16 protein-coding genes are annotated in these 18864 nt (G+C 62.6%); 10 read left to right on the top strand and 6 right to left on the bottom strand.

All coding sequences use genetic code 11. The features are described from left to right. The first annotated feature begins 21 nt into the window (after positions 1–21). The gene (locus BUA54_RS14940) at positions 22–393 is read left to right on the top strand and encodes a DUF1428 domain-containing protein (RefSeq protein WP_072858067.1); all 372 of its coding nucleotides are present in this window, start codon (positions 22–24) and stop codon (positions 391–393) included. Beyond that, a complete protein-coding gene (locus tag BUA54_RS14935; protein ID WP_072858066.1) occupies positions 390–1181 on the top strand; it encodes a VOC family protein in 792 nt (263 codons plus the stop codon). The genes BUA54_RS14940 and BUA54_RS14935 overlap by 4 nt, the downstream gene beginning before the upstream one ends. Positions 1182–2582: 1401 nt before the next feature. On the opposite strand, the gene BUA54_RS14930 is transcribed toward BUA54_RS14935, so the two are convergent. Continuing rightward, on the bottom strand, positions 2583–3191 hold the full coding sequence (locus BUA54_RS14930; RefSeq protein ID WP_072858065.1) for a TetR/AcrR family transcriptional regulator: 609 nt from the start codon (positions 3189–3191) through the stop codon (positions 2583–2585). 136 nt (positions 3192–3327) lie between these two features. On the opposite strand from BUA54_RS14930, the gene BUA54_RS14925 reads away from it, so the two are divergent. The 6 genes from BUA54_RS14925 to BUA54_RS14900 are packed head-to-tail and all read left to right on the top strand — an operon-like array spanning position 3328 to position 10075. After that, complete coding sequence (locus BUA54_RS14925) at positions 3328–4161, top strand: FAD binding domain-containing protein (protein WP_072858184.1); 834 nt, start codon at positions 3328–3330, stop codon at positions 4159–4161. Next, a complete protein-coding gene (locus tag BUA54_RS14920) occupies positions 4158–4658 on the top strand; it encodes a (2Fe-2S)-binding protein (RefSeq protein ID WP_072858064.1) in 501 nt (166 codons plus the stop codon). Before BUA54_RS14925 ends, BUA54_RS14920 begins: the two co-directional genes overlap by 4 nt. Continuing rightward, positions 4655–7036 carry a xanthine dehydrogenase family protein molybdopterin-binding subunit gene (locus BUA54_RS14915; protein WP_072858063.1) on the top strand — a complete coding sequence of 794 codons (2382 nt, stop codon included), beginning with the start codon at positions 4655–4657 and terminating at the stop codon, positions 7034–7036. The genes BUA54_RS14920 and BUA54_RS14915 overlap by 4 nt, the downstream gene beginning before the upstream one ends. Before the next feature lie 33 nt (positions 7037–7069). Then, a complete protein-coding gene (locus tag BUA54_RS14910) occupies positions 7070–8122 on the top strand; it encodes a C4-dicarboxylate TRAP transporter substrate-binding protein (RefSeq protein WP_072858062.1) in 1053 nt (350 codons plus the stop codon). 7 nt (positions 8123–8129) lie between these two features. Continuing rightward, positions 8130–8750: a TRAP transporter small permease subunit gene (locus BUA54_RS14905; RefSeq protein ID WP_245810700.1), complete on the top strand. Its 621-nt coding sequence runs from the start codon at positions 8130–8132 to the stop codon at positions 8748–8750. Further along, the gene (locus BUA54_RS14900) at positions 8747–10075 is read left to right on the top strand and encodes a TRAP transporter large permease (RefSeq protein WP_072858060.1); all 1329 of its coding nucleotides are present in this window, start codon (positions 8747–8749) and stop codon (positions 10073–10075) included. The genes BUA54_RS14905 and BUA54_RS14900 overlap by 4 nt, the downstream gene beginning before the upstream one ends. Positions 10076–10431: 356 nt before the next feature. Here the strand turns inward: BUA54_RS14900 and BUA54_RS20875 are convergent, their stop codons facing one another. From BUA54_RS20875 to BUA54_RS14875, 5 genes are all read right to left on the bottom strand, one after another. Then, on the bottom strand, positions 10432–11907 hold the full coding sequence (locus BUA54_RS20875; protein WP_143155445.1) for a hypothetical protein: 1476 nt from the start codon (positions 11905–11907) through the stop codon (positions 10432–10434). Beyond that, positions 11907–12242, bottom strand: coding sequence for a hypothetical protein (locus tag BUA54_RS14890; RefSeq protein WP_143155444.1), 336 nt, complete (start codon positions 12240–12242; stop codon positions 11907–11909). The genes BUA54_RS20875 and BUA54_RS14890 overlap by 1 nt, the downstream gene beginning before the upstream one ends. 1145 nt (positions 12243–13387) lie before the next feature. Then, a complete protein-coding gene (locus BUA54_RS14885) occupies positions 13388–15892 on the bottom strand; it encodes an AAA family ATPase (protein WP_084114440.1) in 2505 nt (834 codons plus the stop codon). A 181-nt stretch (positions 15893–16073) separates the two neighbouring features. Continuing rightward, a complete protein-coding gene (locus tag BUA54_RS14880; protein WP_072858056.1) occupies positions 16074–17141 on the bottom strand; it encodes a hypothetical protein in 1068 nt (355 codons plus the stop codon). 135 nt (positions 17142–17276) lie between these two features. Next, positions 17277–17939 (bottom strand): hypothetical protein, encoded by a 663-nt coding sequence (locus BUA54_RS14875; protein WP_072858055.1) that lies wholly within the window; start codon positions 17937–17939, stop codon positions 17277–17279. A 111-nt stretch (positions 17940–18050) separates the two neighbouring features. On the opposite strand from BUA54_RS14875, the gene BUA54_RS20595 reads away from it, so the two are divergent. Next, positions 18051–18227 (top strand): ribbon-helix-helix protein, CopG family, encoded by a 177-nt coding sequence (locus BUA54_RS20595; RefSeq protein ID WP_084114438.1) that lies wholly within the window; start codon positions 18051–18053, stop codon positions 18225–18227. Positions 18228–18554: 327 nt separating this feature from the next. Continuing rightward, positions 18555–18864 (top strand): sulfite exporter TauE/SafE family protein (locus BUA54_RS14865; RefSeq protein ID WP_143155443.1); only part of this gene is annotated, 310 nt, incomplete at its 3' end.

Genomic DNA, 18864 nt, shown 5'->3' with positions numbered 1-18864 from the left:
ACATCGAAAGGAACGCCAACCATGACTTATATCAGCGGATTTCTGATCCCGGTCCCTGACGATCGCAAGGAAGACTACCGGAAGATGGCGGCCGAGGCAGCCGACATGTTCAAGGGCTACGGTGCCCTCGAGATCATGGAGGCCTGGGGTGAGGACGTGCGGGACGGCAAGGTCACCGACTTTCGCCGCGCGGTTTTGGCCAAGGAAAATGAGTCGGTCGTGTTCTCATGGATCGTCTGGCCGGACCGGGCGACGGCCGATGCCGCCGAGAAGAAGATGATGGAAGATGAAAGCATGACGCCGCCCGCTGACATGCCGTTCGATGGAAAGCGCATGATCTTCGGCGGCTTCGCTCCGATCTTCGAAATGGGACGCAAGGGAGACGGCAAATGACCAATCGCGACGGAACTCCGGTCTGGTATGAACTGATGACCGACGCGCCGGATGCGGCCCAGGACTTCTATGGCAAGGTCATGGGCTGGACCTTCGACAAGCCGTCAGGCGGAATGGAGCGGGACTACCGCACCTTTGCCGCCGACGGCGCTGGCGTCGGCGGCGTGATGAAGGCGCCGGACGGCGCGTCGTTCGCCCCGATCTGGACAATCTATTTCGGTGTCTCGGACGTGGACGCCATGGCTGCGAAAGTCGAAAGGCTGGGCGGCAGCATCCACATGGCGCCACAGGACATTCCCGGCGTCGGGCGTTTCGCCTTCGTTGCCGACCCGCAGGGCGCGATGTTCTATCTGATGCGTGGCGACAGCGACGCCGACAGCACCGCCTTCGACCAGATGGCGCCCGGCCATTGCTGCTGGAACGAGCTTGTGACCTCCGACCAGAAGGCTGCGCTGGATTTCTACGGCGCGCTCTTCGGCTGGACCAAGACAGGCGCGATGCCGATGCCCGGCATGGGCGACTATACCTTCATCGGCCGGGACGACGTTGACATGTTCGGAGCGATGATGGATGCCCCCGTGCCGGGTACCCCGCCAGCCTGGCACGTCGCATTCGCCGTCGCCGACATCGACACGACAAAGGCGGCGGTCGAGTCGGGCGGCGGCAAAGTGCGGGAGGGTCCGATGGAACTGCCGGGTGACCAGGGCGACTGGATGATCCAGGCGGACGACCCGCAGGGCGCGAAGGTCATGTTCGTCGGCAAGCGCGCCCCAGCGGCAGCACCATGAACGGAGCGCTTCGGACGTCCCTATGGCGCTGCGTTCAGGCCATCGTCAGGGTGCAATTTTCCGCAAGTAGATGGTCAGCTAATTACATCCGGCCGAACCAGCAATCGTTTGCGGCGTTCGTCCATCCGCGGTGCAATAGCCGGACACGGCGCGCGCACCTTCGAACGCTTTGATCTCTAACCGGACGAGGGTCTTAAGCAGTCTGGCCCGGATATGGGGCGCAATCGTCATGGTCGTTTCCGCAGCAGCGGCGAAGACCGTGTCGCTCATGGCTGTCAGACGACGGGCCAGGACCTTCGCTTCGCGCGGGAGATGGGTGCGAAGCGAAAAGCAGAGGAACGACTTTTTCGGTGGGGTCCAGTTTGGTCTTTGGATCTGAGGGCAGGGGAAGCACCTGCGCCAGAAAATAGCCGGACCGTCGGCGTTCGAGATGGGGTGGCAGGTTCCGATTGCGGGGCATGAACTGGCCCTTTCGTGCACGCGTTGTGCACCGCCGTGTGCACCCAAATGTGCACCTCGTCGTCGAGCCTCGACTTCGGATCTCTGAAAGCCCTTGTTTACATGGGCTAGATGGGGGGATTGGCTCCGACGGTAGGGATCGGACAGCATATTCAATTGTGTGCAAAGCGTTGATAATAATAAGTTTTTAACCGACGATCACGTCGCAGTGTGACAACATGATATGACGAAACTGTTCTACTGTAAATCGGCCTTGGTCAGCAACAACCGTTCAAATCAATGGCAGAGTGCAGCGTTGGCCGGTCGCAAGAGGCCGCACGACGAAGTGGTTTTGCCCGTCTGGCAACTTACTTTACTGTGCTCAGACGTAGTTCAGGCGACTTTCCTAGGAATTTGCGACGGTCCCGGACTATCAATGGGCCGTGCGCCGATATTTTGCACGCGCGTCTTACATGGCTACGATTACCCCACGGTGACCAAAATTCCGAAAAGGCTTTCCGGTGCGATGGTCCAGCGTTTTGCTATGTGTGAAGGGCTCGTCCGCGTTCACTCGAGCTTCCAACGGCGGCACGGCGTTTTGGGATACTGCCACTGCAATTGTTGCCGAACTGCCCGCGCCGTATCGCTCGGCTTATTCGGATCTGATCCTGCATCCGTTCATAGATTAACCAGTTTTCTGAAAATTCGTGCCCGGCCAGCCGTCATCAAGTCGAATTACTTTGCATGAGGTTACCGCTTTAGAAATAGTCTTTACAAAATTGAAAATCGGATCGATTCTATTTGAATGGCAACCGCTAAGATGAAAAGGCAACGGCGGATATGGCCTGGCGTCATTTCAAGGCGACCTCAACCTATTTTGTTGAAAATGCGATGCAGCAAATGACGCGCTGTCTAAGGCAAAATCGTTTAAACTACGATAAAGGGTCCTGTAGTCACGTCGGCTTACGTCAGCTCAAATGCAGTCAGAAAACGATCGACGGCGCGTGTGATCGCTTCGGTCGGGTTCTCCGGGCAGGGGACCTGATAGATGTGCTGGCGGATGCCGATATAGACGATGCCGCCGTGCAGGTTCCACAGATCCTCCATCTGAACCGCGTCTGGATGGGGGGACGCCGCCTGCATTTCGGCCAGCAGGGGGATGAAGATGACCTGCCGCAAATGATCCAGATAGCGCCGATTCAATTCCGCGCCTGCTAAGCCCGAGAACATGAAGATTCGCATCCATTCATACTGAAAGATCAGTTTGCTGTAGACGTCGTAGAACTGCAGCACGCGGTCGCGGATTGACCGGTCGCGGTCCGTCAGAAGGCTCGGCCAGTCGTCGGACAAACGGTTGAGGTAGACGTGTTCATAGACCGCTTCGAGCAGGTCGGATTTGGACGCGAAGTAGTTGAACAGCAGGGACTGCGTGACGCCCAGCCGTTTGGCCAGATCCCGCGTGTTGCCGTCGAGCCCGACGTCGGCAAAGAACGCCACGGCTCCATCCACGATCTGGCGTCGGCGCTCATCGGGGGGCAGGCGGCGGCGATCTGGGGCGGTCTCGTTATCCATGGTTGCTCCTTGATACGATTGGCCCAGAAAAACCACTTGCAATATTGTGCCAACTAATGATCGTATGATCAATAAGGTTGATCGGTTGATCAACAATCGTGCTGGAGGGCGCGACGCGAACGAGAGGGGGGATACGGTGAAAGCATCGGTTGGTGGCTATGCCCGCGCTGTGGATTTGCGTCATGCGCTGGATCTTCTGGCGCAGGGCGACGGAATGGCGCGCGTGCTGGCGGGCGGGCAAAGCCTTGTCGCGGCGATGAACATGCGTCTCAGCAGCGGCGACCTGCTGGTCGACATCAATCATATTGCCGCGCTGAAAGGCGTCACGCGGGAAGGCGACCGTCTGCGGATCGGTGCCCTGACCCGACATGCAGAAGTGGCGACCGATACTCTGATCGCGCAACATGCACCCTTGTTGCGCAAGGCAACGGACCTGATCGCCCACGCTGCGATCCGCAATCGTGGCACCATCGGCGGCGCCTTGGCCCACGCGGATCCGGCCGCCGAATTTCCCGCTTGTGTGCTGGCACTGGATGCGATGGTCCACGTGGACGGACCGGACGGTGCGCGCGACATTCCCGCCGCCGACTTCTTCACTGGCGTGTTCGAAACGATGCTGCGCGAGGGCGAGATCCTGACCGCACTCAGCCTGCCGGTAGCCGAGGAGGGCGAGGGACAGGTGATCCATGAATTGGCCCGTAGGATCGGTGATTATGCCTTGGCCGGTCTCTGCGTCGTGCGTCGAAAGGCAGGCCACCGGATCGTCTGTATCTCGGTCGGGACGCACCCGGAACTGGCGACGGCGGCGATGGACAAGCTCGATGCGGGCGATGTGGCGGGCGCGGTCGCAGCCCTGCGCGACGCCCTTGATCCGCCGTCCGACACGCAGGCCAGTGCCGCCTACCGCCGCCATCTGGCCGGGGTTCTGCTGGAACGTGCAATTGCCGACCTGAACGGAGAGTCCGCATGACCGCCACTTTCACCGACCGCATCGACATCGCCCTGACCGTAAATGGAGAAGAGGTCGAGGCCCGCGTGCCGGCCGGCCGCCACCTCGTCGATTTCCTGCGCCTCGATCTGGGGCTTACGGGGGCGCATGCCAGCTGCGAACACGGCGTCTGCGGGGCCTGCACCGTGCGGGTCGATGGTCAGGCGGTGCGCGGCTGCCTGATGCTGGCCGCACAGGCCGACGGGGCAGACGTCTGGACGATCGAGGGCCTGAGCGACAATGGCAGCGTCAGCGACCTGCAGGCCGCCTTCGTTGCCCGCAACGCACTTCAATGCGGCTTCTGCACGCCGGGCATGCTGGTCGCCGCCGCCGATCTGCTGGACGCGGGCGGCGCGCCCGACCGGGCCACGATCCGCGAACACCTGTCTGGCAACTATTGCCGCTGCACCGGATACGAGGCCATTGTCGACGCAATTGAAAGCGTGGCGCGGGCCCGCACGGACGGGGGTGCGGCATGAATTCCCCTTTCGGCAATCCGAACCGGCCCAACAGCTACATCGGCAAGACGGTGCCGCGCCCGAACGCGAAGCGTCTGGTGCAGGGACGAGGGCAATACGTTGATGACATGGTGTTGCCGCGCATGGTGCATGTCGTCTTCGTGCGTTGCCCCCATGCCCATGCGAAGATCACCGGGATCGACGCGACCGGGGCACTTGCCGTCAAGGGCGTGCTGCGGGTCTTCACCGGGGCCGACATCGCGGCGGTCTGCACGCCGTGGGTCGGCACACTTGCGCACCTCAAGGGGCTGAAGTCGCCGCCCGAACACGCCATTGCCACCGACCGCGCGTGCTGGGTAGGTGAACCCGTCGCGGCGGTCGTCGCGACATCCCGCGCGGCGGCAGAGGATGGCGCGGCGTTGGTCGACGTGGACTACGAGACCTTGGCAGAGGTCACCGATATGATGACCGCGCTGGACCAGGCCACGCCGGTCCTGCACCCGGAGATGGGCGACAACCTCGCCTTTCAGCGACGGCACGACGAAGGTGACGTGGACGCTGTCTTTGCTGCCGCGCACACGGTGGTCGAGGCGCATTTCCAGACCGGGCGGCACACGGGCGTCACGCTGGAACCTCGGTCCATCCTTGTCGACTGGAATCCCGGCGAAGGGCAGATGATCGCTTGGCACGCCACGCAGGCCCCGCACATGATCCAGGTCGTGCTGGCGCAGCACCTCGACCTGCCGGAATCCCGCGTCCGGGTGGTCTGCGGTGACGTCGGCGGGTCCTATGGCATCAAGGTCCATATCTATCCAGACGAGATCGCGACGGCGGCCATCGCTAAGATCATGGCGCGGCCGGTCAAGTTCATCGCCGACCGTCTGGAAAGTTTTACCACCGACATCCACGCCCGGGATCACGAAATCTGGGGGCGGATTGCGGTAGACAAGGACGGTAAGATCCTCGCCTTCGACATCGACGACTGGACAGCGATCGGGGCCTATTCTGTCTATCCCCGCACCTCTGCCATCGAGGGCAATCAGGTCGTGAACCTGTGTGGCGGGCCCTACGACTTCAAGGACTACCGCGCCAAGACGACCGTCGTGTTTCAGAACAAGACGCCGACCAGTCAGTATCGCGCCGTGGGCCACCCCATTGCCGTTACGGTGACAGAAGGTCTGGTGGACATGGCGGCTGCCAAGCTGGGCCTTGATCCGGTCGAGATTCGCCGTCGCAACCTCTTTGCCGACGATGCATACCCGGTCGTTTCTCCCGCAAAGTTGCGGTTCGAGGGGCTGTCGCATCATGCGAGCCTCGACAAGCTGATCGCCCTGATGGACTACGACGCACTGCGCGCCGATCAGGCCGACGCTAAATCGCGCGGAGTCGTGCGCGGTATCGGCATCGCCAGCTTCATCGAACTGACGAACCCGTCGCCCTTCATGTATGGCATCGGCGGTGCGCGGATTTCGGCGCAGGACGGCTGCACCGTGCGGATGGACCCGGACGGCAGCATCGTCGCCGCATCCTCCGTCACCGAGCAGGGGCAGGGGACTGAGGCTATGCTGTCGCAGATCGTAGCCGAAGGCGTCGGCGTCCTGCCCAGCGAGGTCCGCATCATCACCGGTGACACCCAGTCCACGCCCTACGGCGGCGGCACTTGGGCCTCTCGCGGGGCGGGCATCGGTGGAGAAGCCGCGTTGCAGGCCGCACGCGCCCTGCGGGGCGCTATCCTGGAGGTCGCAGGTGCGATGCTGCAATGTGCGCCCGATACGCTCGACATTCGCGATGGCGCGGTGGTGGACAAGGCCGATGGGGCCGACCGCATGCCGCTCGGCGAATTGGGTCGCATCGTCTATTTCCGGGGCGATACCCTGCCAAAGGGCCTGCCTCGCGAGTTGGTGCAGACCCGGCACTACACGCCGGCCGATTACCCCTTTGCCTTCACCAACGGCGTGCAGGCCTCCTATGTGGAGGTCGACACCGACACCGGCGCCGTCAAGCTGCTGAACCACTGGTGCGTAGAGGATTGCGGTCGCGTCATCAATCCACAGCTGGTCGACGAACAGATTCGGGGCGGCATTGTGCAGGGGCTGGGCGCCGCCCTGTTCGAAGAACTGCATTACGACGCCGAGGGCCAGCTGTTGAACGGATCGATGGCTGACTACCTTGTACCGATGGCGGGCGAGATGCCCGATATGATCATCGCCCACATCGAGACGCCGACGCTGGAAAGCGACCTTGGTGCCAAGGGCGCGGGCGAGGCGGGGACGGCGGGCGCTGCCGCTGCCGTGATGAACGCGATCAATGACGCGCTGCGTCCGCTGGGGGGGGAGGTGACGGCGATGCCGTTTACGCCCGAGCGGGTGCTGCGCGGACTTGGAAAATTGACAGACTGAACCGGCCCCCGTGCCCATAAGGGAGGAATACGAATGACTATCAGGACACTCTTCGCCAGCACGGCCCTGACGCTCTTGGCTGGCACGTCATTTGCGCAGGACACCGTCACAGTCAACATCGGGTCCAGCCACCCCGAGGCAAACATCTGGGTCTACGCAATGAAGAACACGTTCCAGCCCGAGGTGGACCGCATCCTTGCCGAAAAGGGTGACTACAAGGTCGAATGGAATGAATCCTACGGCGGCACACTCTACAAATTTACCGACACGCGGGCGGCGGTCAGCGACGGTATCGTCGATGTGGGCATGGTCGGTACGGTCTGGGAAGGGGCGGCGATGCCTTTGCAGAACGTGACCTACTTCACGCCCTTCGCGACCGAGGACCACAAGCTGCTGATCAAGATCTTCGACGATCTCTCCGCCAACCTGCCGGCCCTGCACGACAGCTGGACGGCGCAGAACATGGTGCCGCTGTCGTCGCTGATCACCGACAGCTATGACATCTACGCGAATTTTCCGATCAACACGATGGAAGACCTGCAGAACCGCAAGCTGAACGCGCCCGGCACCTCGGCAAACTGGCTGCAGGGGACGGGGGCCACACCCGTCGACGGGGCGCTGACCACCTATTACACCAACATCCAGACCGGCGTGACCGAGGGCACCCTGTCCTTCGCGTCGGGCATCCTGCCGACCCGCGTCTACGAGGTCGCACCCGACCTGACCCGCGTCGGGCTGGGGTCGATGTATTTCGGCGCGATCGCGGCCAACAAGGACTTCTACGACGGTCTGCCCGCAGAGGTGCAGGACGCTTTCATGGCCGCGGCCAAGGCGACCTCTACCGCTCACGGTGACTACGTCACCGAACTCGCGACCAAAGCGATGGCCGAGATGCAGGCAGCCGGCCTTCAGGTGCATGAACTGGCACCAGAAGAAAAGGCCAAGTGGATCGCCAATCTGCCCGACATCGTGGCCCCTTGGCTGGAGCAGACCGGCGAGGACGGCAAGGCCGTGCTGGCCGCCTACTTCCAGGCGCTGCGCGACAACGGTGTGACGCCGGGCCGCGACTGGGATGTGAACCGATGAGGCAGCAGTGAACGACGGCCTGCCCCATGACGGGGCGGGCCCATTTCATGACACGGTGAGGGCGATGGCCGAGGATATCGAGATCAGGGCGGACACGGGCACCCTTCCGGCCTTCGCCACGGCACCCATCGGTTTTGCCTTGGGCAGCGTTGCCAACCTTTTTTCCGCCATTGGCACGATCTGGATCGGCCTGATGATGGTGATGATCGTGCTGGACGTGATCGGGCGGAACTTCTTCAACGCGCCGATCACAGGGGTCGCGGAAATCGCGGGCCGGTCCGTCGTCGCGATTGTCTTTCTGCAGATTGCGGCTGCCGTGATGCAGGGACGTCTGACCCGCGCCGATTTCCTGATCCGCCGGATCGGAAGCGCCAGCCCCGGTGCCGCACGGCTCCTTGATAGCCTGTTCCTGCTGGTGGGCGCGCTGGTCTTTGCGCTGATCCTCTGGGCGTCATGGCCGAACACGATCAAGGCCTTTGAGACCTCCGAATTCTTCGGCGTGCAAGGTGTGTTCACCATTCCAACCCTGCCGTTCCGCGCAATCACGGTGCTGGGCTGCGCCGTGGCGCTGCTGGCCTGCCTCTACCGTGCCGCGATGACGTGGCGCGCGCCAGGCGGTGCCGCATGACGACCCTGATCATCGGTTTCCTGCTGATCGCCATGCTGGTCGGACTCGTCCTGCTGGGGCTGCAGATTGCCTACGCGCTGTTCGCGGTGGGCTTCCTCGGTATCTGGATCATCCGCGACAACAGCGGGCTGGCCTTCAAAATGCTGGAGTTGACGGCCTACAGCGGCATCGCGGACTACCTCTTCGCCACGATCCCGCTGTTCGTTCTGATGGGCCTGCTGGTCAGTGTTTCCAATGTTGGCCGCGATACGTTCGAGGTGGCCGAGGAGCTGCTGCGCCGCGTGCTCTGCGGTCTGGGCGTCGCGACCGTTGCCGCGAACACGATCTTCGCCGCCGTCACTGGCGTCTCCATCGCCTCTGCCGCCGTCTTCACCCGCGTCGCTGTGCCCGAGATGACGCGCCACGGCTATCGCCCCGCCTTTGCCGCAGGGACCGTCGCAGGCAGTTCCGTGCTGGGGATGCTGATCCCGCCCAGCCTGCTGCTGATCATCTACGGCGTTCTGGCCGAGGTCAGCATCGGCGGCATGTTCATCGCGGGCCTGATCCCCGGCCTCCTGTTGGCGATCGGCTTCGTCGTGATGCTGATGGGGGTGTCAGTCGCCTTTCCTGCCTTCGTCTATACAGATCCCGCGGCGGCCCGCGCCAAACGGCTGGACCGCACCGGGCCGGAAATGTCAGCCGGCACCATGTTCGCAAAACTGATCCCGATCATCCTGCTGGTGATACTTGTGCTGGGCGGTCTTTATTCCGGCTTCTTCACGCCGACCGAGGCGGGCGGCATCGGCGCCTTCGGTGCGCTGGTCATCGCGCTTTGGCGGCGCAGCCTTGGCGGTGGCAAGATGTGGCAAGTGATGAAGCAGACCGGCGCGATCTCGGTCGCCATCCTCGTTCTGCTGATTGCTGCCAGCTATTATTCCCGCATGCTGTCGATTGCGGGGCTGCCCAATGCAATCGCCGATTTGGTGCGATCAGGCGGATTTTCCCCGCTGGGCTTCCTGTTCTTTTATTCCGTCATCATCCTGGCGATGGGTATGATCCTCGATAGTACGTCGATCCTGCTGATCATGGTCCCGATCGCGGCCCCGATCGCACAGGGCCTCGGCATCGACCTTAGCCACTTTGGCATCATCACCGTGCTGGCAGTCGAGATCGGCTTGCTGACACCTCCCTTCGGCATCTCGGTCTTCACAGTTCACAACACGCTGAACGATCCTGATGTCACGGTCGAACAGATCTTCGCCGCCACACTGCCATTCATCGGTGTCATGTTGGTCGTGCTGCTGATTGTCGCCCTTTTACCCGCTACGGCGACCGCACTTCTTTAGCCACGGCTCGCATGGCGGCATGCGATTGAAACCTGTTCGCTGGGTCGAAAGTGGATGATGTTTGATCCACCCCCTTCGTAAATCAGCGTCCCAATCACCTGCGATGCTTGCCAACTCCCATAGCAGGGTATGCAAACCGTGAATCCTTCGGCCGTGCTGTGCGCGACTGCGTTCCAAGTCCTATCTGGTGTGCGATGTTGGCAGATTACCGCGCTGAAGGGGACGATAATGTCGAAGATAAACAGGCAACGACGGAAAAGGTGGCGAGATGGGACACGCCGCGCGGGAGAAGTCCTTTTGACTCACTGACCTGCAACCTGGGTTCAATGGCAGCCCATCCCGCAGTGTGTTGACCGTCACATTCCTGGAGTGTCGTGATCTTCGTTATCTGATGACGCGCCTGTTAGTTCAGGTTCCGCGACCACCTGCGGTTCTGCCAGCCAGGCTGCATCCGGGATAACGGATGGTGGTATGGTGGCGGCCGTCTTCCATGTTACTGCGAATGCCATGACATTTGGGCTTGGAACTGACACCCGGTGCCCCGACTTGCGGTGCACACTGTGGCCGCCGTCGGCGAAACGGATCATGGCGAGTCGATTGCGCGCTTTGTTGCGCCCGACTTTGACCAGGCGCCCACCGAACTGCCGTGCAGTGCGACACAGCCTCGCGATCCAGCCGTTTGGCGCCGTCAGTCGTCTTCCCCCATCACGTCCCGGATCAGCTGATCGAGATCCGACACCTGCACCCGCAACGCGTCCTGACCCGCGATCACCGTATCCAGGCCTTGGAACAGGAGTTTGATCAGGTTCTCCTCCTCCCCGGTGACTGGCCTCTCCAGAAGGTTGAGCAACGGTTGGAGGCGGGTGATCGCCGCCTCCATGCGGTCCAGTTGGGCTTGTGTCAGTTCCTCGGGCGTCAATTCTGTCAGCATGGTTGGCGTTGTGTCGGTCATGATGGAAATCCTGTGTTGGGTTCAGACGATGGGCGCGCAGCAGAAAGCGCAGCGCTAGAACGGGGCGCACATTGAGAAGCTGTGTAGCAAAAGCCATGCGGGCCTGAAGGGCGCTGACATACCAGGCCGGGCCAAGCGTGTTGAGAAAGATCGGGTCTTGGTCTGTGGTGGCGAAGGTCGCCTTGGCGCGTTTTCCCGGGATCATGGTAATCCCGTAGCCTGCCCCGATCCGGTCAAGCGCGATGTTCAGCGCCTGCAGATCGGTTGGCTGATCCTCGGTGAACACTCGGATCAGATCGGTGTTGAGGCGGTGCCGCCTTGCCTTTTCAACAGTGGTTTCCTGTGTAGCGCCGGGTGACGAACGACGCTCTTTTGTGGTTGGCTTATGGTCCACACGCCGCAGGATGATCGGTGGCCGAAACGTCGGGACTGCTGCAAGATCAAAATATGCGGGCAACGGCAAACCGTAAGCCAGCGCCTGACGGCGATGAGAGGCTTGGGTTGTGGCAACAGTCAGGTCGACAATGACCCGTCGTCCGGCAAAGGTCCGTCCGAGAATTACCATATGAAAATGCGCTTTGCCCGTATTCGCGTGTCTTGCGATAATGTAGGGGATGGTATCCGGATCGACGCCCCTGTCCCTGACCGCGGCCCGCATCAGCCTGACGGCAGCCACGTCGGTCATGTCGCGGCCAACAGGCAGGTGGATCGTTACGAGGTAGCATTTGTCACCCGGGCGCATCAGCATTTTCAGCGTCTTGTAGACCTCGTCTGCGGATCCGAGGGCGATTGTACCATCCAGGATCAATGGCAGATCCTCAAACGGGTATTCTGCGATTGCCTTTTCCAGACCGTCTTTCGGAGCGAAGTGTGCATACATCAGCGCTGCACCCGCAACCGGACAGGCAGTCTTCGCAGTTCGGTCGAAAACCTGTGAAGGGCCGACGTCAGCTTTTCGGGCGATATCTCGTCCGCTAAGACTTTCCGGGTCAGCACGTTCATCTGTCGGTTCATCTGCCCGATCGCGGCCGACGTCTCCTGATCGACTGCGGACTCGAACGCCGCGACGCACAGCAAGAGGAAATCCGGTATGCTGCTGCAGTTGTTTCTCCGCGCAAGAAGCTCCAGCTCATTTATTACCGAGGCTGCACGGTTGATCGTGATGGTCCGCCGTTTTTCGGTTTGATCGTCGCTGTCGGTTTTTTTGTCAGGCATCTTCAAACTCCACATCTGCCGAAAGAGACGTGTAGGCAAGCTGCTATTTTTGCAAGAAATGCATCGGGGTTATCCACATCCTTGATGTTTCTGAGCCGTATCCGGGGCAATTAACGCGCAATGGATATTCTATTCTCTCTGCGACGGCTGCCTTTTGACGTGATCACGCAGATCCGTATTTACTGCAAACAACCTGCCTCAGTGTGTCAGCCATCATTCGTGACGCCGCACTTGATCTATGATCGAGTCACCGGCAGCATCGTGCCACGGGTCGACACAGGTAGAAGGTATCCGCTTTGTGGTTTGGCTCTCTCTGGGGCAGCCCGATCGCAATCGCTGGCATGCCGGGACGACCGCTGATTTCAAATCACCGGTTTGCGCGCAATGAAGCCTGTCAGATCTTTGCAGCTACATGAGAGGTAGTAGAATGCCGCCGTTCGAACGGTACTCCGGGACACTGATGATGAGGTGACGGATCGGTTGGACTGTTGTCACCGACACAGGTCGTCGATCACCCCCCGGATGTCCATCGGACGGGATCGAGACCACGGGCACCTCCTCCAGGTTTGTTGAGAGATTCGCCTGGTAGGCCGACAGGTCGAGGACGTGTATCTAACTCGCATGATGCATGTTGGGGAAAAATCCGCTGTGGATAAATGGTGCCCTGCAGGCCATGTGCCGCCTTGCCTTGACCTGCGAGCTGATATTTCTCAACGCGTCTGTCACGGGATATTATCTGCCTTGCTAGGTAATATGATCTGACATTCGATCATCTCTCACACAAAGGTTTACGATATCCAGTAGCGCGTTGATCACGATTTTCATTGAGATGTCCTCCATCTGATATGCCGATTAGTTTTGTTGGTGAGCCCATCAGTACGGTAGCTATCCGGTCATCATACTGGAATATTGTTGCCGGCGATCACAGAACCCGGTTTGCGCCCTTCAGAACCTAGAGAGCATCGAGCCTTTGATGTTGCCGCACACAAATACAGATAACGGCATAGTGCAGCGCAGGCCGCAGCGGGATCCACATCGTGCCTGTCGCTCAGACGCAAACCCGCGTCAGGCGTATCAGCTGCTGCGTGGGTGGCCAACCGGATTCAAACGAGCGGCCGGGGCTGACTTCACACCGGACGTCCGATTTATCCAGATGTGTCGGGCTCGTGCCTTTCACAGAACACCAGCAGATCGCGCAGGGTCTCGCGGTCAAGGTGACCGTCCACGACCAGATGTGCCGCGATGGCCTCGACGGCGGTGCGGTTGGCGCCGACGAGGCTGCGGGCGCGGGCGTATGCCGCCTGCAGGCGGCGGCCGACAGTGTCGCGCAGACCCTTGTGGCGGGCGAAGAGAACGGCGGGGTCGTCAGTGGCCGAATACCAGATCAGCCGGTCGTCGCGCCCGAGGGACAGGACCTCGGTGATCGCCTCGTGCGTGGCCTGGGCGAGATCGGAGCCAGGCCCGCCACCGGCGCCGCCGGAGGTGGTGCCGAGGATCTCTTCCTCTGCCGCGCGCCCGGCGAGGCTGCGGATCAGGCTGGCCGTAACGGCCCGCGCGTCGCTTGCATGCGGCAGGGCGCGCAGGGCGGTGCGACCTTCCGTCCCCGTCAGCGTCACCGAACGAGGCTGTGCGCTGCCCGTGACGTGGGCCGCCACGACGTGACCGGCCTCGTGGATCGCGATCCGCAGGCGCAGGGCGTCGGACACCGGGGGATGCCGTTCGCGGACGGCGGTCGTCAGATCGGCGGCGGTCATAACGCGATCCGCCTTGCGCGCGGTGGCGCGGGCCGCCTGCACCATGCCCATGACCTCGGCCATCGAGGCGCCTGCCGCCGCGCGGGCGACAGGGCCGAGATCGATCTGCGGCAGATCGGGCCCGAGGTGATAGCGGAACACCGCAGCCAGCTCGCGCTCCTGCGGGGGCAGGATGCGGATCGTCTTGCCCAGTCGCCCCGGCCGCACGAGCGCCGGGTCCAGCATGTCGGGATAGTTCGTGGCCCCGATGATCAGCACGCCGTCACGGCCCCGCGTCCCGTCGATCTGCGCGAGGATGGCATTGATGACATGCCGGTCGTAGGAGGCATTGTGATCGCTCCGCCCGGCGCGCGAGCCGAGGGTGTCGATCTCGTCGATGAAGAGGACCGCAGGTGCGCGGGCGCGGGCTTCCTCGAATGCCGCCGCCATCGCGGCCAGCATCTCGGAGAACCGACCCTTCAGATGCCAGTCGCTGCAGGTCGTGGCAACAAGCGGCACACCGGCGGAGCAGGCGATGGCGGCCGCGAGGGTGGTCTTGCCTGTCCCCGGCGGTCCCGCGAGGATCAGGCCGCCGGTCACATCTGCCCAAGGCAGCGTGCCACCGGCATAGGCCCGCAGATCGCCCACGATCTGGCGCAACGGGTCACGTGCGGCGCCCAGCCCGGGCAGGTCGTCGAGCAGGGGGCCGGCGGCGGTGTTGCCGCCGGCACCGGTATCAGGGCCTGCCTTGGCCCCGTCGTCTGTACCGGTAGCGGTCTGCTGCGCGCGCAGGTCCGCGAGACACGCGGCGGTGCGGAGTGGACCGCGGGCGCGGAAGGCCAGTGTGAGGACGTCACGGGGCAATGTCGCCAAAGCGTCGGCGGGGGGCAGCGCCGCGCGCACGGCGCCCGTGCTGATCACCCCCGTCGCAGACTGTAGTTCGCGCAGGGCGAACAGGATCACTTCCGTCTCCAACGCGGCCAGCCGAAGGACCGGCAGGTGGTTCAGGACCGGGGGCAGGGCGGTCGTCCTGGTCGCCAGGATGACGAGGGGGCCCGCAACCTTCAGCTTGTCCCGCGCCCGGTCCAGCATGCCGGTCTGCACCGATCCGGACTCTGCGGGGACACTCACGACGTGGACACGCCGCTGCGGCGTGGCGTGTGGCGAGCCAACCGCATAGGGCGTGGCCCGCAGACCGGTGTAGAGCATGTCCGACAGCGCGGTCATCTCGGCGTCGTCGGCGCAGATGATGACGGTGGCGCAGCCGTCCGACAACAAAGCGTCGATCCCGGCCTGATCGCCACAGGCGGCGCAGAGACGGGCCAGCGGCAGCAGCTCGGTCAGATCGAGATCGTAGGGCGGCCTGCACGTCCCGGTGTCCCGGTCGATGGCCCAGGGGTCGTCCTGTGTCGTGATCATCGCGGTGATCTGCGGCGCGGTCAGCGTGGTGGCCAGCGGAATGGCTGGCGATGTCCCATCGAAGGCAATCGTCATGCCGTCCGCCTCTGCCCCGGTGGCGCCACCGGCACCGGTCCCGTCCATATCCGGATGATCGGCGATCAGGCCCGCGCTGAACTCGGCCTGCGTGGACAGCGCAAAGGCACGGAACTGCGACACGAGGCGGGCATCGCGCAGCGCCTTCCGGTCGGGCTCGCGCAGGTTCAGGGCACGCTCAGCCACCGCGACCCATGCGGGGGGACCATCCGACATGCCAATGGAGTGGGGGCCGGTGTCGACGGGATGCGCCGGGCCATGGCGCAGGCCAGCGAGGAGCGCCGTGGATGTGGTCCCCGTCGCAGGCGGGATCGTGGCGGTCTTTGCAGCGAGTGCAGTGCGCATCCGATCACAGGCCTTGCTGCGGCATGCGTCCGGCATCCGGGTGACGGGCGGTGTGGTGGAACGGGGCTGATGGGTCATGGTGACATCCGATCGGGACAAAGTGGGGGGATGGCCCGCGCGTTGGGCGCGCGGGTAGAAAGAGGCCGCAAAGCCAGGCGTCCGGGGCCATGCAGAGGGCCTGCCGCGCCGTGAGGGTCTCAGACGTCTCAAGGTTCTGCCGTGCAGGGCGTGCGCATCGCCCCGCACGGCGCGGGACACATCAGGTCGGACGCTTCGGCTTTCGTCCGGTCTTGCCGGGCTTCTGGCCAGGCAGGGCTGCAGATGGCCCTGCTTGCGTGGTGGAGGTCCTGCGGTACGGATGGCGCAGGGCGACGGCGTCCATCAGGGCGTGGATCACAGATGCGGCTGCGGCGTGGTAGATCTCGCCCTGCGTGTTGATCGCGGGCCCGAACACGGCCTTGGGCACCACCATCTCCGGATGATCCCGGTGCATGAGGCGGTGGCAGGCTTTCTCTTCGCGTTGCGCCAGATGGCCTGACACCAGCGGCAGGACGCGCAGGATTCTGGTCTGCACATCGAAGCGGATGTCGAGCTGGTGCCGCAGCCGTTTGCCGGGTCGCGCCGAATGGCCCAGCTTCACGACCGGCAGACCGGGCAGGTCCACCGCGAACATGTAGATGAACGACGGCTTGGCGGACCACGTCGCGGCACAGCCCGCACAGCTGCAGTCCCCCCAGAGCATGTTGCCGATGCTGATGTCCTGCAGATGGCCGCAGCCGTGCCGGTAGCTGCGGTAGCCGTCGGCGCCGGTCATGGCAGGTCCGTCCAGCGTCCAGCCGAACGCGCGTGCCTCTTCCGCGTAACGCGCTTCCCTGCACGTCGGGCAGTCGATGGAGAAGCCGACCTCTGCGGCACGCTCGATGCTCTGGTACTGGCGCCGCACGACGTGGCCGCAGGACAGGGCCAGGAACCCGACGCGCATGTCGTCAGGCGTCGGCCCGACGAGGTAGGCCCCGAGCTGAGCGGCGGCTGCCGCGCGCCGTGACCGGATGCAGGCATGGCACAGGGGGCGGGCGTCGCGCACGACACTGACCCGCACCGCGAAGGGGCTGTCGCAGGCCCGGCAGCAGAGCACGAGGCGGTCCTTGTCGCGCATGCGGCCGATGACGTCGAAGCCGTGCCGATCGGCGGCAAAGACCCAGCCCGGGGACACCGGTCCGGCCAGATGGCTGCGCCGACGGCTGCCGGTGCTGGGCTCCGCTTCCGAAGACAAGGCGTGGGCGGGGACGGCAACCGCTGCGGCGGACGTGGGGATGTGATCGTTCATGGGAACGCTCCTTGAAGAGGGGGTCATGGTGAAGGACCGGACGAGGATGATGTGATCCGGCACAGGTGTGCCGTCGGCATCCGGGGGTGACCGGATGCCGTGCGTGACGCGTGTGCAGGCGGTGGAAATGTGCGGTCAGGCCGGCCCGAAGTCCGGCATGACATCCCGCACAGGGGCCGGTGCCAGACAGGGCTGTGGGTCAGACCCCTGCATGCCAGTGCTGAAGGTATCGATCCGGTCGATGTCGACCCGGACAGGACGGATTCCGATAGAGCGCAAGCCATCGACATGCATCTCGCTGGTGCCCATATCATCCCGCGCCAGCGCGATCAGGTGGTCCAGCAGATCGGCGGCCACCACCATCCGCCCGGATTTGTAGCTGTTGCCGGGCAGGGGCCAAGTGCTGCAGACGATCGCGTTGTAGAGCAGAGTCTCGGACCGCGCCGCCAACATCTCGAGGTCGCGGCCGTCGTCTGCGAACAAGAGCAGCAACAGCCTGGCGGCATTGCTCAGGTCGGGATCGGACTCCGGCTGCCAGTAGAAGGCGTCCAGCGCCATATCCGCACAGGCCTCCGCATCGGCAGCCTCCACTGAGAGGGACGACAACGCCGGATCGCCGGCCCAGCCCGCAACGTCGGCATTCGCCGCGATCGACCGGATGACCAGCGCGAGGCAGGTGTCGAACGCCGTCATCGAGGCAACAAGGTTTGCCGGGATTGCAGCGCCGACCCCAGCATCAAATTTGGGGATGGGGGTTTTGAACACGCTCAGGGGCGTGGTAGGTAGGTAATCAGCCATGATGATCTCCTTAGGATCGTTAAGGTCAGCACGGAGGCGAGAGCACCATCTCTTGCTTCCGTGTGCGAGCAATATGTATTCTTGTAAACAAGTAATCAAGGGGAAAATGTGATGGCGGGTCGTGGGCGCCCTAAATCGGTAGAAACCACCCCGATCGCTGTTCGAATGACAGACGATCTCGTCAAGAGAATAGACGCGGCCCGCAAGATTCAGACCGACTTTCCAACGCGCCCTGAAATGATACGCAGGATGCTGGAAGAATGGCTGACGCGGAACGATCTTTCCTAAAATTTATCGCCAAAACACGATTTGAGCCGTGAATGTTCGTGCAGACCAATACCTTTTGGCATTACAGGCTCTAACGACATGCAACGCCTTTAGGGCAGCCTGTCTTGGTCAGTTATCTAAAATCCCGATTTAACGACATAGCTTCCTCTCAATCTGTTCGGGATTGCGATTTTAGGACCCTGTTTTGTCCAGGATCGTGATTTAAGAGCCTGAATGTGAGATAGCGATCGTCGCTTAAGGTTCGGGGCATTCGCATGCTTCAAAGTATCACCACAAGGGCGGAGCAGGCTATCTGGAAAGAGCGGTTCACTTAGATTAGGAGGCGGCATGAATTTCGCTGATATCTTCCTGCTGTCTGGTTCCGGACTTGTGGCGGGAGCTGTCAATGCCCTTGCTGGCGGGGGGACAATCTTTACCTTTTCCGCCCTCGTTGCGGTCGGACTGCCAGCTGTGACTGCAAACGCCACGAGCGCCGTGTCTGTGCTTCCCGGACAGATTGCATCAACTACAGCGTACCGCCGCGAAATTGCAGTAGCGTTCCGCCGTCTTCTACCGTTTTCGATCATCTCGGCCATCGGCGGCATCGCAGGCAGTTTCTTGCTGCTCAACACCGATGAAAGCGCATTCCGCGCGCTCG

It is taken from the genome of Loktanella atrilutea, from assembly GCF_900128995.1.
GTDB lineage: Bacteria > Pseudomonadota > Alphaproteobacteria > Rhodobacterales > Rhodobacteraceae > Loktanella > Loktanella atrilutea.
Note: the sequence above shows the minus strand (reverse complement) of the source record. Positions and strands in the feature narration are given on the sequence as shown.

What these genes read in the sequence shown, in the direction of transcription:
- BUA54_RS14940 (WP_072858067.1), top strand. Translation starts at nt 22, where the DNA reads ATGACTTATATCAGCGGATTTCTGATCCCGGTCCCTGACGATCGCAAG.
- BUA54_RS14935 (WP_072858066.1), top strand. Translation starts at nt 390, where the DNA reads ATGACCAATCGCGACGGAACTCCGGTCTGGTATGAACTGATGACCGAC.
- BUA54_RS14930 (WP_072858065.1), bottom strand. Translation starts at nt 3,191, where the DNA reads ATGGATAACGAGACCGCCCCAGATCGCCGCCGCCTGCCCCCCGATGAG.
- BUA54_RS14920 (WP_072858064.1), top strand. Translation starts at nt 4,158, where the DNA reads ATGACCGCCACTTTCACCGACCGCATCGACATCGCCCTGACCGTAAAT.
- BUA54_RS14915 (WP_072858063.1), top strand. Translation starts at nt 4,655, where the DNA reads ATGAATTCCCCTTTCGGCAATCCGAACCGGCCCAACAGCTACATCGGC.
- BUA54_RS14910 (WP_072858062.1), top strand. Translation starts at nt 7,070, where the DNA reads ATGACTATCAGGACACTCTTCGCCAGCACGGCCCTGACGCTCTTGGCT.
- BUA54_RS14900 (WP_072858060.1), top strand. Translation starts at nt 8,747, where the DNA reads ATGACGACCCTGATCATCGGTTTCCTGCTGATCGCCATGCTGGTCGGA.
- BUA54_RS20875 (WP_143155445.1), bottom strand. Translation starts at nt 11,907, where the DNA reads ATGTATGCACACTTCGCTCCGAAAGACGGTCTGGAAAAGGCAATCGCA.
- BUA54_RS14890 (WP_143155444.1), bottom strand. Translation starts at nt 12,242, where the DNA reads ATGCCTGACAAAAAAACCGACAGCGACGATCAAACCGAAAAACGGCGG.
- BUA54_RS14885 (WP_084114440.1), bottom strand. Translation starts at nt 15,892, where the DNA reads ATGACCCATCAGCCCCGTTCCACCACACCGCCCGTCACCCGGATGCCG.
- BUA54_RS14880 (WP_072858056.1), bottom strand. Translation starts at nt 17,141, where the DNA reads ATGAACGATCACATCCCCACGTCCGCCGCAGCGGTTGCCGTCCCCGCC.
- BUA54_RS14875 (WP_072858055.1), bottom strand. Translation starts at nt 17,939, where the DNA reads ATGGCTGATTACCTACCTACCACGCCCCTGAGCGTGTTCAAAACCCCC.
- BUA54_RS20595 (WP_084114438.1), top strand. Translation starts at nt 18,051, where the DNA reads ATGGCGGGTCGTGGGCGCCCTAAATCGGTAGAAACCACCCCGATCGCT.